Below are 14,045 nucleotides of genomic sequence, written 5' to 3'. Positions count from 1 at the left end.
ACACGCTATGACAAACTCGCCGCAAACTTCCTCGGCTTCGTCAAACTCGCCAGCATCATGCTATGGCTCAAATGATTAAATCGTCACTACTGCCTAGAGCCAACCGACATTCAGCCCTGACGGCCTGCAAATGACGCTTTTCCGTGCTTCCGGTGCTCACCTACCTTGAGCACGCTGCGCTCCGGGTCACGGAAAACCACCATTTTACCTTCGGTGGCCTTCGGCTCGGCTCGTCATCATCTGAATGTCGATTGGCTCTAACCCGCCACCGTCTGGAATTCATGCACCGCGCGCCTTACCCGCAAGGGCGTCAGATTCGGCGCGACCGAATGCACGAAGTCCAGCAGGAACGACCGCAAATAGGTATTCCGCCGCAGCACGATCTTGATCGTGCTCGACGGCAACAGATGCGATGCATCCCGCGCCCGAATACCGACATCGCGCTCCGGATCATAAGTCATGGATGCCAATATCCCAATTCCCAGGCCCATCCCAACATAGGTCTTGCAGACATCGGCGTCGATGCCGCTCATCACGATCTTCGGCTCCAGTCCGGCGTCGGAAAAGGCCTTCATCACCTTCCACCGACCACTATAGCGCGTGTCGTAGGTGATGATCGGATAGCGCGCGATCTCCTCCAGCGTCAGTTCCGGCACGGCCAGGATCGGGTGGCCGACGGGCGCGACGATGCAGCGGTGCAGGTCGAAACAGTCGAGCTTCACCAGATTGGGGAAATCCCGCGTCGTTTCCGTGCCGATCGACAGGTCTGCGTCGCCCGCCTCCACCAGCGCGCAGATTTCCTCCGGGTCGCCCTGCTTCAGCACCAGCTTCACGTCGGGATAGCGGGCGACGAATTTCTCCACCACCTTGGGCAGCACATAGCGGGCCTGGGTATGCGTCGTCGCGATGGTGAAGACACCGCGATTGCCCGAATGCATGTCCTCCTTCAGCGACTTGAGCGCGGCGACGTCCGTCGCGATGCGCTGCGCGATGGAAAAGACGACGCGGCCCGGTTCGGTCAGGTCGATGATCCGGTTGCGGGTGCGCATGAAGATCTCGAAACCCAGTTCCTGCTCCAGCAACTGGATTTGCCGGCTCACCCCGGGCTGCGAGGTGTTGAGGGCATCGGCCGCCGCCGAGAGATGATTGTTATGCCGCACGATTTCAACGACATAGCGGAGCTGTTGCAGCTTCATCCGGCCATCCTCACCATAAATTTTTGATATGGCAGAATGCTATAATATTCCGTGCGCGCATAAAGCAATCCCCTAAAAGTGGCTGGCATGACAGCGGCGGGGCAGCCTTGTGACCGGTCTCACCGGCGTATCCGCCCGCTTGCCTTGGAGGGGAGGGCGGCAGCGCTTTCCTGAGTCAGGGATTGGCCTGGATCAAGAGGGACGGGAATGCCGGAACAGCAACAATCCGATTTCGACATCGTGGTCGTGGGCGGCGGCAATGCCGCGCTCTGCGCCGCGATCAGCGCCGCCAATGAGGGGAGCCGCGTCCTCCTGCTGGAACGTTCCCCGGTGGAGGAGCGGGGCGGGAACTCCGCCTATACCGACGGGCTGATGCGCACCGTCTATGACGGCGCCGACGACATCCGCGCCTATTGCCCGGATCTCACGGACGAGGAAGTGGCGGTCAGCGACTTCGGCACCTATACCGAGGAACAGTTTTTCGACGACATGGGCGAGATCACCCAATATCGCACCGATCCCGACCTGTGCGAAATCCTGGTGAAGCGCAGCCGGGAGACCATCCTGTGGATGCGCGATCAGGGCGTCCGCTTCTTCCCCAATTTCGGGCGGCAGGCCTATCGCGTGAACGGCCGCTTCAAATTCTGGGGCGGCGCCACCATCGCCGTGGCCAGCGGCGGCCCCGGCCTGGTGGATGCGCTGTACAATGCGGCGGAAAAGCGCGGCGTGGAAATCCGCTACAATGCCTGGGTCCGCGATCTGCTGCGCGACGAAAGCGGGATTTCCGGCGTCACGCTGCTCAATGGGCAGGGCGAGATCGAAACCATCCATGCGCGGGCCGTCGTGCTGGCCTGCGGCGGGTTCGAGGCGAATGCCGAATGGCGCGCCCGCTATCTGGGGCCGGGCTGGGATCTGGCGAAGGTTCGCGGTTCGCGCTTCAACACCGGCGACGGCCTGTCCATGGCTCTCGCTGCCGGCGCGCAATCCTATGGGCACTGGTCGGGTTGTCATGCCGTGTCCTGGGAACGCAATGCGCAGGATTTCGGCGATCTCGCACTGACGCCACAATATCAGCGCCATTCCTATCCGCTCTGCATCATGGTCAATCGCGACGGAAAACGATTTGTCGACGAAGGCGCCGACTTCCGTAACTACACCTATGCGAAATATGGGCAGGCGGTATTGCAGCAACCCGGACAAGTGGCATGGCAAGTCTATGACTCCAAGGTCAATCATTTGCTGCGCGACGAATATCGCACGCGTCAGGTCACCAAGGTCGTCGCCCAATCCATCGAGGAGCTGGCCGACAGGATCGGAGAAATAAACAAGGATCAATTCATGGAAACGGTCGCGGAATTCAACGCATCGGTGAAGACCGACATGCCGTTCGACCCCAATATCAAGGACGGACGCAGCGCCTCCAGCAACGGCGTCCTCCGCAGCAACTGGGCCAACAGCATCGATACCGGGCCGTTCGAAGCCTATGCGGTGACTTGCGGCGTCACCTTCACCTTCGGCGGCATCAGGGTTTCGACGGAAGGCGAGGTCATCGACACCAACGGCCACGCCATCCCCGGCCTGTTCGCGGCGGGAGAGATGGTCGGCGGCATATTCTACTTCAACTATCCCGGCGCGAGCGGCCTGACCAGCGGAGCCGTCTTCGGCCGCCTCGCAGGCGGCAGCGCCGCCGCCTACGCCAAGTCCGCATCGCGGAAGCCCGCGCTGTCCGTCGCCTGATCCCTTATCGAAGAAAGTTCCTCCATGAACGCACCCAGCAAATTCGTCGTCCCCGGCGCAACCCGCGACATCGCGGATTTCGCCGCGACCCTGCAATATCGGGACATTCCCGACGACCTGATCCTGAACGCCAAGCAATGCATCCGCGACAGCCTGGGCTGCGCCGTGTTCGGCGCGCCGACCCCCTGGGTGCAGGCGGTGGTCCGCACCGTCGGCCTTCTGGGCCAGAAGCCCAGCGCCAGTGCCTGGGGCATGAAGATCAAGGCCGATCCGCTCGGCGCCGCCTTCATCAACGGCACGGCGGCGCAGGGTTATGAGCTGGACGACTGCCACGACCAGTCCATGTCGCATTATGGCGCAGGCGTCGTCCCCGCCGTGATCGCCTGTTCGGAGGGCGCATTCGGCGCCTTCACCGGCAAGGACATGATCCGCGCCACCGTCGCGGGCTATGAGCTGGGCACGCGCATCGGCAACACAGTCAGCCCGTCGGCCTTCCATCGCGGGTTCCATCCCTGCGGCCTCACCAGCACCTTCGGTTCGGCGGCCGCCATCGCCAAGCTGCTGGACCTCGACACCGACCGATATGTGAGCGCGCTGGGCCTGGCGGGCAGCCAGGCGGCGGGGCTGATGGCGTCGCAATTCGGTGCGATGGCCAAGCGCTTCCATTCCGGCAAGGCGTCGCAGAACGGCATCATCGCCGCCCTCTGCGCCCGCGAGGGGCTGACCGGCGTACGCGACGTGCTGGAGGCGCCCTATGGCGGCTTCTGCTCCACTTACTCCGCCGAATATGATCTGAGCTTCGCCACCGACCGCCTGGGCACCGATTGGGAGATGCGCCGCAACGGCTTCAAACGCTATTCCTCGCTCGCCAGCAGCCAGACTACAGTGGACGCCCTGCGCGCCATCCGGGAAAAGGCGGGCATCCGGGGCGAGGATGTGGAGAAGGTCCGTGTCGGCACGACCGAGATGGTCTTCGTCCATTGCGGCTGGCCCTATGTCCCCAATGGCGAGACGATCAGCGCGCAGATGAACCTGCCCTATACCGGCGCGGTGACGCTGCTGGAGGGCAATGCCTTCATCGACCAATATACGGACGAAAAGCTGACCGATCCGAAGATCATCGACCTCGCCAACCGGATCGAAGTCTATGTCGATCCCGAACTGGACGCGCGCGAGAAGCACCAGATGCGCGCCGTCCGCGTCACCGTGACGATGAAGGACGGGACCGAGCATTTCCACGAGCAGACCTATCGCAGCGGCCATTGGCGCAATCCGATGTCGGACGAGGTGCTGAAGGAGAAGTTCCGCGATCTCGCCAGCCGACAACTGACCGGGGAAGCCGTGGCCGAGATCGAACGCATCATCGACAATCTGGAAAATGAGGAAGCGCCCGCCATGGCCCTTGGCGCCGCGCTGCAACAGGTGCGCTGACATGACATTATCGCAAACATTCGGTGAATTCGCCGCGCATTTCCCTTCGGCCGGGATGCCGCCCGAAGTGCGGGAGGCGGCGCGCTGGCACATGATCGATTCGATCGGCGTGTCCATCGCCGGGGCCAATCCCAAGGAGGAAAGCGGCGCGGCCTTCGGGCGTCTCGTGGCGCAATGGGCCAAGGGAAAGGGCGATGTGAAGGCCGCCTCCCTCTTCGGCTTCGACGGGCAGGCCCGCGCCGAACTGGCGGCGCTGGTCAACGGATCGCTGGCCCAGGCGCTGGAGATGGACGACAAGCATGGCTCCTCGCTGGCCCGTCCCGGATCGACCGTCGTGCCCGCCGTGCTGGCGGCGGCGGAGGCGGAGGGCCTGTCCCTCGCGGCGGCCATCGACGCGGCCGTCGTCGGCTATGAGGTGATGATCCGGCTGGGCTTCGTGGCCGGCGACCGCTTCCTGGAGCGCGGCTATCATACCAGCTCGCTGATCGGCTCCTTCGGCGTGGCGGCGGCCATCGGGCGGCTGCGCGGGGCGACGCCGGCGCAGATCGCGGATGCCATGGGCATTGCGGGCACCTTCGCCTCAGGCATTCAGGAATCGACCCGTACCGGCTCGACCTCCAAGATATTGCACGGCGGCTGGGGCGCGCATGCGGGCATGCTCGCCATCGACCTCGCCATGGCGGGGATCACTGGTCCCGACACGGTGTTCGAAGGCAAGTTCGGCTTCTTCGAAACGCACCTCACCCCGATCAGCGGCCAGCTCGACTTCGCCCGCGCTGCCGAGGGGCTGGGCACGCGCTGGTACCTGCCGGAAACCGCCTACAAGCCCTATCCCTGCTGCCAGTTGCTGCACGCCTTCATCGAGGCGTCGAAGCAGGTGCTGGCCGACTTTGCCCGCGATGGGGTGACGGTGGCGGAGATCGAGAGCGTGCATTGCCAGCTCGCGGAGCCGGGCCTGACGCTCGTCACCGAACCCCGCGACCGCAAGAAAGCGCCGAAAACGCCCCATGAGGGCCGGTTCAGCCTGTTCTTCGGGGTCGCGGCGGCCTTGGTCGATGGCGATGTCGGGCTGGAGACCTTCCTGTCCGAGCGGCTGGACGATGATCGCATCCTCACCCTCGCGCAGAAGATCGAGGCGTCGGTCGATCCGGAGTCCGACTATCCGGCCCATTGCCCGGCGCGGCTGACCGTGCAGGCGGCGGGGCGCCGCTATTTCAGGCATGTGCCCTATCATCCCGGATCGCCGGAAGCGGCCCTCTCACGCGCCGAGGTGCTGGCGAAGTTCGAGCGCAACACGCGCTGGCATTTCGGGGATGGCGCCGTGTCGGTGGCCGAAGCCATGGGCGAAACGCCCGAGGCGGAGTCCCTGTCGGACATGCTGCGTCCTATCCGGGCGGTCGAAACGCTGCGTCAGGCGTCATGAGCGTGGAGCGGTTCGACCGGCTGTTCATCGGCGGCGAATGGGTCGCGCCCCGCGCCGCTGGCCGAATCGCGAGCATCGATCCTTCCACCGAGGATGTCTGGGCGGAGGTCGCGTCCGCCGATGCGGCCGATGTCGAGGATGCGGTCGCCGCCGCCCGCGCCGCCATGGCCGGTCCATGGGGCCGCACCGCGCCGACCGAACGCGGCGCGCTGATCGCCCGGTTCGCGGACCTGGTCCGCCGCGACGCCGCCCGGCTGGCCGAGATCGAGAGCCGCGACAATGGGAAGCCGCTGCGCGACACGCTGGGCGAGGTGCAGCGGGCGGCGGACTGGCTGACCTTCTTCGCCGGGGCAGCGGACAAGGTGAATGGGGAGCAGATACCCTATCGGCCCGACGCGCTGGCTTATACCAGGCTGGAGCCGGTCGGCGTGGTGGCGGCGATCCTGCCGTGGAATTCCCCCATCTCGCTCGCCTCATGGAAGCTGGGGCCGGGCCTTGCCGCCGGCAACGCCATGATCCTGAAGCCCGCCGAGCAGACTCCGGCCAGCCTGCTCGCTCTGGCGGCGGTGGCGGAAGAAGCGGGCTTCCCCGCCGGCGTCGTCAATGTGCTGCCGGGCGACGGCGCCGTGGGCGCGGCGCTTTCCGCCCATCCCGGCGTCGCGAAGGTCAGCTTCACCGGCTCGCATGAAACCGCGATCCGCATCATGCAGGGCGCGAGCGCGAACCTGAAGCGCTGCTCCTTCGAATGCGGCGGCAAGTCTCCGTTCATCGTCTTTGCCGATGCGGATTTCGACAGGGCGCTGTCCGTCGCGACGCACAGCGCCTTCCGCTCGACCGGGCAGTCCTGCTCCACCGCATCGCGCATCTTCGTGGAGCGGCCGATCTATGAACGTTTCGCGGCCGGCCTGGCCGAGCGGGCGAAGCGGATACGTCCTGGCCCGCCCTTCGATCCCCGCACCCATATCGGGCCACAGACCTCCGCCGAACAGCGGGACAAGACTGAAGCCTATATCGGTCTGGGACATGAAAGCGGCGCGCGCCTGCTGGCGGGAGGAGGACGGCCGGAGGGCCTTTCAAGAGGCTATTTCGTCCAGCCCACCGTCTTTGCCGATGTCGACAACCGGTCGCGTCTGGCGCAGGAGGAGATATTCGGGCCGGTGACGGCGGTCATGCCGTTCGATGGCGAGGAAGAAGCCGTCTCCCTTGCCAACGACACGCGCTATGGGCTGGTCGGCGGCTTGTGGACCAGGGATGTGTCCCGCGCCCATCGCGTCGCCGCCCGCATCGAAAGCGGCCTCGTATCGGTCAACACTTTCCGCCCCGTGCACTTCATGCTGCCCTATGGCGGGTATAAGATGAGCGGGATCGGGCGCGAAAACGGGTTCGACGCAATCCGGGAGTTCACCGAGACCAAGACGGTCGTCATCGATCTGTCCCACGCGATTCCACCTGATCCATTTGCGGATTGAGGACCACCGAGACCCGAGGGCAAGTCGATGGACAGTTGTCGGTCCCGGGAAATCGACATGACATAAGTTAAACCTGCCCTTCATCCCCAATTCCGCTGGAACGGAAGTCGGCCGAGCCCGTTGGATCGGAGCTGCCGGCCAGGTAGCCCAGTGGAGCTTCTTCATGAATGAGATATTCCAGCACGCGACCGCCGATCCCGGTGCGGTCGCGTCGGGACCCTGCCTGACCGTTGTCGAGCGCAGCCTGTATCGCGGCGCCCATATCTTCGGCATGCGGCCGATGGTGCGCATTCAGTTGGACCTTGGCAGGCTGGAGGCATGGCCGACCGACCGCCTGCCGCTTTTCACCGAACAGTTGCTGGCCCGCCTGCCCGGCCTCGCCAATCATGGTTGCAGCTATCGGCAGGCCGGCGGTTTCGTCCGGCGGCTGCATCAGGGGACATGGCTCGGCCATGTGATCGAACATGTGGCGCTGGAACTCCAGACCATGGCGGGAAGCCCGGTGAGCCGGGGCAAGACGCGCTCCGTCAGGGGGAAGCCGGGGTTCTACAACATCCTTTTCACCTATGGCGACGAACAGGCCGGCATGGCGGCGGGCGCCTTCGCCATCGCACTGGTCGCTTCGCTGCTGCCGGAAGGTCTGGGCGAGGTGAAGGGGCTGGAGAAGCTGGGCGTTCAGATGCCCGCCGATCCGCAGGATGCCGATGCCCTGATCCGGTCCTTGCGGGAGATATTGCGCCGGAACGCGCTGGGTCCGACCACGGCCTCGCTTGTGGCGGCAGCCCGGCGCAGGGGCATCCCGGTCACGCGCCTCAACGAGCAGAGCCTGATCCAGTTCGGCTATGGCAGCAGGCAGAAGCGCATCCGCGCAAGCATCACCGGCGACACGTCGCAGATCGCCGTCGACATCGCAGGCGACAAGAGCCTGACCAAGAAGCTGCTGGACGAGGCCGGCCTGCCGGTCCCCAGGGGCGTGGTCGTGCGTTCCGAGGAAGAAGCCGTCGGCGCGGCGCGGCGGCTGCGCATGCCTCTGGTGGTGAAGCCGCTCGACGGCAATCATGGACGCGGCGTCACCACGCAGGTCCGGGACGAGGCCGCGCTTCGCGCCGCGGTGATGCGCGCCCGGCAGCATGGCCGCCGGGTCATCGTGGAGGAGCAGTTGCCCGGCGACGATCACCGCATCCTGGTGGTGGCCGGGAAGGTCGTCGCCGTGGCGCAGCGCATGCCCGCCGAAGTCGTGGGTGACGGCTTCAGCACCATCGGCCAGCTTATCGACCGGGTGAACGACGATCCGCGGCGGGGGCGGGGGCATGAAAATGCGCTGACCCGTATCGTCGCGGACGATGCGATGATCGCCCTGCTCGCCCAAGGCGGCATGACGCTTGGAACGGTTCCAGGCGCTGGCAGGAGGGTGCGCCTGCGCGACACGGCGAACCTTTCCACCGGCGGAACGGCGGTGGACAGGACCGACGACATCCATCCGGACAATCGCCTGATCGCCGAGCAGGCGGCCGCCGCTGCCGGACTGGACATTTGCGGGATCGATTTCCTGTCGCCCGACATAGCCCGTTCCGTGCGGGAGACGGGCGGCGGCATCGTGGAGCTGAACGCCGCGCCGGGTTTCCGCATGCACCTCGAACCATCGAGCGGCAGGGCCCGCGACGTGGCCGGTCCGGTGATCGACGCTCTCTTTCCGCGTGGCCGCTCCAGCCGCATCCCGATCTTCGCCATCACCGGGACGAACGGCAAGTCGACCACGGTGCGCATGGTCGGGCGGATCCTCTGCCAGCATGGCCTGAACGTCGGCATGACGACCACGTCCGGCGTCTATTTCAACGGCCATCTGCTGAAGAAGGCGGACGCCAGCGGGCCGCGCAGCGCGCGCATGGTCCTGCGCAACCCCTCCGTCGATGTCGCGGTTCTGGAAACGGCGCGCGGCGGCATATTGCGGGAGGGGCTGGGCTATGACGGGGCGGATGTCGGCGCCGTGCTCAACGTCACCGCCGATCATCTGGGCCTGAAGGGCATCGATACCGTGGAAGCGCTGGCCGACGTCAAGGGCGTCGTGGTGGAGAATGTTGCCCGCAGGGGATTTTCGATCCTGAACGCCGACGATCCCATGTGCCGGCGCATCGCCCGCCATGCGCGGGGACGGATCGTCTGGTTCTCGCTCGAAGGCGGCGCGCGCATGGCGGAAATGCTGCGCCGTCACCTGCTGGCGGGCGGCCTGGCGGTCACCCGCGATCCGGACGAGACGGGCGGCACCATCGTCATCCATCGCGGCGAGGAGCGGATCGCCCTGATGCCCGCCTCGGAAATCCCGGCGACGCTGGGCGGCATAGCGGAATTCAACATCGCCAATGCGCTGGCGGCGGTGGCGATGTGCTTCGCCCATGGCGTCCCGCTGGACGCGATCCGCGAAGGGCTGCGCGCCTTCACCTCCAGCTTCGAGGAGTCGCCGGGGCGGCTCAACATGATGGAGCGGGACGGCATCCGCATCATCGTCGACTATGCCCATAATCCTGCCGGCCTGATCGCCCTGGGGCAGGTGGTCGACCGGCTGCGCGGCGCCCATGGACGCGCGGTGGGGATGGTGAGCATTCCCGGCGACCGGCGCGACTGCGACATTGTCGAGATGGGGCAGATCGCGGCCGGCGTCTTCGACGAGATCATATTCCGCGAGGCGCCGGACGGACGCGGCCGGCCCCGGGGGGAGACCAATGCCCTGTTGTCCCAGGGCGCGTTGAGGGCCGGCATGCCGAACGAGCGCATCCACCGGATCGTGGATGAGTTCGAGGCGGTCGAGGCCGTGCTGTGCAAGGGCCGGCCCGGCGACCTGCTGGTGATCCTGCCCACATCGGTCGAAAAGGTCTGGCGACAGGTACAGCAATTCGGGTCGCCGGCGGCGGCCGGAGAGCAGATGGTGCCGGCCCATGTCTGAATGGGCCCTCATCGTCCATGGCGGGGCGAAGACGATCGACGTCGCGCTGCACGACCGTAACCGCGAAGGGTGCCGGGCGGCGGCCGCGGCGGGCGCGATCGTGCTGCAATTCGGCGGCTGCGCCGTCGCGGCGGTCGAGGCCGCCATTCGCGTCCTTGAAAATGACAGCATCTTCAACGCCGGCTTCGGCTCCGTCCTGAACGCCGACGGCGCGGTCGAGATGGACGCGGCGATCATGGACGGCCGCGATCTTTCGGTGGGCGCTGTCGCGGGCGTCCGCCGCATCCGCAACCCGATCGTCGCCGCGCGTGCTCTGATCCCGGCCCGGCCGGTGCTGCTGGCCGGAGAGGGGGCGGAACGCTTCGCGGAGGAGCAGCAGATAGCGCTGTGCGATCCCGCCGAGATGATCGCGCCCGACCGCATGGCATCCGAATATGCCAAGGCCCATGATACCGTCGGCTGCGTCGCGATCGACATGCAGGGGCATATCGCGGCCGGGACATCGACCGGGGGTTTGCCGGGCAAGCATCCGGGCCGGATCGGGGACTCGCCGCTTCCCGGTTGCGGACTTTATGCCGATGACGGCATTGGCGGCGTGTCCCTTTCCGGTGACGGCGAAATGATCATCCGCACGACCATCGCCGCGCATGTCATGCACGCGCTGCAAGCCGGACCGCTCTGCGCCGCCGCCGAAACCGGCCTTGCGCAGCTCGACCGCGTGGGCGGGGAAGGGGGCGCGATCCTGATCGACCGCCACGGGCGTTTCGGAGTCGCGCATAACAGCGACCATTTCGCGGTCGCGATCCACGGCAGCCGCCTTGCCGAGCCGCATGGCGCTGTCCACCGACAGGAACTGGAGGGTCTGCTTGATGGCTGAGGAAGGAGGCCCGCTGATCATCATCGGCGGGCGCGAAGACAAGGAAGGCGAAAAGCGCATCCTGAAGGAAGTGGCCGAGCGGGTGAAGGATGGGAAACTGGTGATCGCCACGGTGGCGAGCCACCAGCCCGACGGCTATTTCGAATCCTACCGGAAGGCCTTTGGCGATCTGGGCCTTGACGATCTGGTGGAACTTTACGTGCATGAACGGGGCGAAACGCTGGAATCCAGCGCGGCGACCCTGTTCGAAAATGCCAAGGGCATTTTCTTCACCGGCGGGGATCAACTGCGCATTTCCAGCCAGATCGGCGACACGCCGGTGGAGAAGATGGTCCGGCAGATTCATCTGGAAGGCGGCGTGGTGGCGGGAACGTCCGCCGGCGCATCGGTGATGAGCGAGACCATGCTGGTCAAGGGCAGCAGCCAGGAATCGCACCGCATCGGCGACCTGCACATGGCCCCCGGCCTGGGTCTGATCCGCGACGTCATCATCGACCAGCATTTCGCGGAGCGCGGGCGCATCGGCCGCCTGATGGGAGCGGTGGCGCAAAATCCGCGCGTGCTGGGCATCGGCATCGATGAGGATACCGCCATCCTGGTTCAGGGGCACCGTTTCTGCGTGATCGGTTCCGGGGCGGTCTATATCGTCGACGGCTCCGGCGTCACCCACTCCAATATTGCCGAAGCGAGTCCGGAACGCACCCTGTCCATGCATGATGTCCGGCTGCATGTCCTGAGCCAGGGCGACTGCTTCGACCTCAAGCGGCGCTGCCCCGAAGCGCCAGGTTCCAATCAGGCAGGGGTTCGGCATGCATGATCTCTCTGCCTTCCGGAAGGCTGAAATTCCCCCTCCCGCCATGCTGGCGCGCAAGCCGGAAGATGCGGCCATGGAGGAAGAAGCGCTGCGCGAACTCCTGCTGCTTCTGAAGAAGCGGCGCTATGCCTTTGTAACGCCGACGCCTCTTTCCCATTCGCGCATATTGGCGCGCGACGCCGCCCGTCCGGCGCGTGACCTGCGCGATGTGTTCGGGTGGAACCGGCCCTTCTCTCCCGACCTTCTCGATCGCTCCGTAATGGATTGCCTGAAGCTGGCCGAAATGGTCGAGCACCGGGCGGACGGGATGATGAGGAGCCGCGTGCGGGTCTCCTCGCTGGATGATGATCTGTTCCTTCATTCCAGCTACCCCACGGTGGATCGCGATGCCGTGTTCTTCGGCCCGGACAGTTACCGGTTCGCGCGCTTGATCCGTCAGGAGCTTGCGATGCGCCCGGCGCGGCGAGGGGCGCGGATCGCGGATATGGGTGCCGGTACCGGAGTCGGCGCCATTGCCGCTGCCCGCTCATGCCCCCAGGCCTGCATTGTCATGACCGACGTCAACGCATCCGCCCTGCGTTTCGCGCGGATCAATGCGGGCTTGGCCGGGTTCGGCGCCAGCTATGTGCTGGCCGACACGCTGGACCCGGTGGCGGGCGATTTCGACCTGATCGTGGCGAATCCGCCCTATATCAGGGATCGGCAGGGCCGCGCCTATCGCGACGGCGGGGACGGGCATGGCGCAGCCGTGGCATGGAGGATGGCCGAAAGCGCCTTGTCCCGGCTGAAGCGGGAGGGTCGCCTGCTGCTCTACACCGGCAGCGCCATCGTCGGCGGGGCGGACGCCCTGCGCGCAAGGCTGTCGGCGCTGGCGGAAAGCCGGGATTGCACTCTGTGCTATAGCGAAATCGACCCGGACATATTCGGGGAAGAGTTGGAAAGCCCGGCCTATCGCGATGTCGAACGCATCGCGCTGGTCGCCGCCATCTTCACGAGGCGCAACTGACGCGCCCCGCAACTGGCCATTTCCCCACATTCCGAATTCGTCCACGCGGCCTAACCCATGGCAAGGAAAATCGGCTTTCGGAACCAGGATCAGGAACGGGAGTCCCGTTCTCGCGCTTATCGGTGAACAGGCTGACAGGAGCGATCATGAACAAGAGCCGCGGGGGCACGCGAATGCCTTGCACCCATATCGTCATCACGGGCGCGTCGAGCGGCATAGGCCAGGCCACGGCGCAGGCGTTCGCAGCCCGGGGAGGAAAGCTGGTCCTCGCGGCACGGGATGGCGAGGCGCTGGAAGCCGTGGCGGAGACGTGCCGCAGGGCCGGCGCGGAGGTGTTGGTCGTACCGCTCGACGTGGCGGATGCGGATGCAGTGCGTCAGCTCGCCCGGTCGGCGCGCGATTTTTGCGGGTCGATCGACCTCTGGTTCAGCAATGTCGGCGTCGGAGCCGTCGGCAAGTTCGTGGACGTCCCGATCGAGGTGCACGAACGGACGATCCGTTCCAACCTCATCGGCCATATGAACGACGCCCATGCGGTGCTGCCGATCTTCATGGCCCAGCGGCACGGCATTTTCGTCAACATGATCTCGCTAGGCGGATTGACCGGCACGCCCTATGCCGCCGCCTATGGGGCGAGCAAATTCGGCCTGCGCGGCTTTTCGGAAGCATTGCGCGCGGAAATGACCGAATGGCCGGACATCCATATCTGCGACGTCTATCCGGCCTTCGTCGATACGCCCGCTCTACGCCACGCCGGCAATTATACCGGCAAGGCGCTGACCGCCCCGCCGCCCATACTCGATCCAAGGAGGGTGGCGGCCGCCGTGGTGCGCCTGGCGGACCGGCCCCGCGACAGCCTGCTGCTGGGGACGCCGACCTGGGCTGTGCGGTTCGCCCATCCATTTGCGCCCTCGCTGCTCAGCCGGATCGGGAATCTGGCCTTCGGGCGCTATTTTGCTTCTGCGGAACGCGCGCCGGTCACGCGCGGCAATCTGTTCGATCCGCCACGGGACAGCGGCGGTATCGACGGCGGGTTCCGCAAACCCGCGACGAAACGGCGGAAGGCCGCCCTGGCCACCGGCGCGGGTGTGGCGGCCGGGGTTCTGCTACTCGGCCTGCTGACGCCGCGCCGGCAGCCCGGGCGTTAGCGT

General features: G+C 65.9%; 10 protein-coding genes. 9 read left to right on the top strand and 1 reads right to left on the bottom strand.

What is annotated here, in order from left to right; all coding sequences use genetic code 11:
• Positions 1–257: 257 nt before the first annotated feature.
• Entirely contained in the window at positions 258–1,196 is a 939-nt protein-coding gene (locus A0J57_RS15510) for a LysR substrate-binding domain-containing protein (RefSeq protein WP_025552300.1), read from the bottom strand.
• Positions 1,197–1,403: 207 nt separating this feature from the next.
• On the opposite strand from A0J57_RS15510, the gene tcuA reads away from it, so the two are divergent.
• From tcuA to A0J57_RS15465, 9 genes are all read left to right on the top strand, one after another.
• Positions 1,404–2,933, top strand: a complete 1,530-nt coding sequence (gene tcuA, locus A0J57_RS15505) for an FAD-dependent tricarballylate dehydrogenase TcuA (protein ID WP_061934541.1) — start codon at positions 1,404–1,406, stop codon at positions 2,931–2,933.
• Positions 2,934–2,957: 24 nt separating this feature from the next.
• On the top strand, positions 2,958–4,364 hold the full coding sequence (locus A0J57_RS15500) for an MmgE/PrpD family protein (RefSeq protein ID WP_061934539.1): 1,407 nt from the start codon (positions 2,958–2,960) through the stop codon (positions 4,362–4,364).
• 1 nt (position 4,365) lies between these two features.
• Positions 4,366–5,787, top strand: a complete 1,422-nt coding sequence (locus A0J57_RS15495) for an MmgE/PrpD family protein (protein ID WP_061934537.1) — start codon at positions 4,366–4,368, stop codon at positions 5,785–5,787.
• The gene (locus tag A0J57_RS15490; RefSeq protein WP_061934535.1) at positions 5,784–7,256 is read left to right on the top strand and encodes an aldehyde dehydrogenase; all 1,473 of its coding nucleotides are present in this window, start codon (positions 5,784–5,786) and stop codon (positions 7,254–7,256) included. The genes A0J57_RS15495 and A0J57_RS15490 overlap by 4 nt, the downstream gene beginning before the upstream one ends.
• Positions 7,257–7,419: 163 nt before the next feature.
• The gene (cphA, locus tag A0J57_RS15485) at positions 7,420–10,197 is read left to right on the top strand and encodes a cyanophycin synthetase (protein WP_061934533.1); all 2,778 of its coding nucleotides are present in this window, start codon (positions 7,420–7,422) and stop codon (positions 10,195–10,197) included.
• A complete protein-coding gene (locus tag A0J57_RS15480; RefSeq protein WP_061934531.1) occupies positions 10,190–11,074 on the top strand; it encodes an isoaspartyl peptidase/L-asparaginase family protein in 885 nt (294 codons plus the stop codon). The genes cphA and A0J57_RS15480 overlap by 8 nt, the downstream gene beginning before the upstream one ends.
• Positions 11,067–11,891: a cyanophycinase gene (locus tag A0J57_RS15475; protein WP_044660649.1), complete on the top strand. Its 825-nt coding sequence runs from the start codon at positions 11,067–11,069 to the stop codon at positions 11,889–11,891. The genes A0J57_RS15480 and A0J57_RS15475 overlap by 8 nt, the downstream gene beginning before the upstream one ends.
• Positions 11,884–12,894, top strand: coding sequence for a class I SAM-dependent methyltransferase (locus tag A0J57_RS15470; RefSeq protein ID WP_235600883.1), 1,011 nt, complete (start codon positions 11,884–11,886; stop codon positions 12,892–12,894). Before A0J57_RS15475 ends, A0J57_RS15470 begins: the two co-directional genes overlap by 8 nt.
• 146 nt (positions 12,895–13,040) lie before the next feature.
• Positions 13,041–14,042 carry an SDR family oxidoreductase gene (locus tag A0J57_RS15465; RefSeq protein ID WP_061934529.1) on the top strand — a complete coding sequence of 334 codons (1,002 nt, stop codon included), beginning with the start codon at positions 13,041–13,043 and terminating at the stop codon, positions 14,040–14,042.
• Positions 14,043–14,045 lie beyond the last annotated feature (3 nt).

The organism is Sphingobium sp. 22B, assembly GCF_001580035.1.
GTDB lineage: Bacteria > Pseudomonadota > Alphaproteobacteria > Sphingomonadales > Sphingomonadaceae > Sphingobium > Sphingobium fuliginis.
The sequence above is the reverse complement of the archived record's forward strand: the minus strand, read 5'-3'. Positions and strand labels throughout refer to the sequence as shown.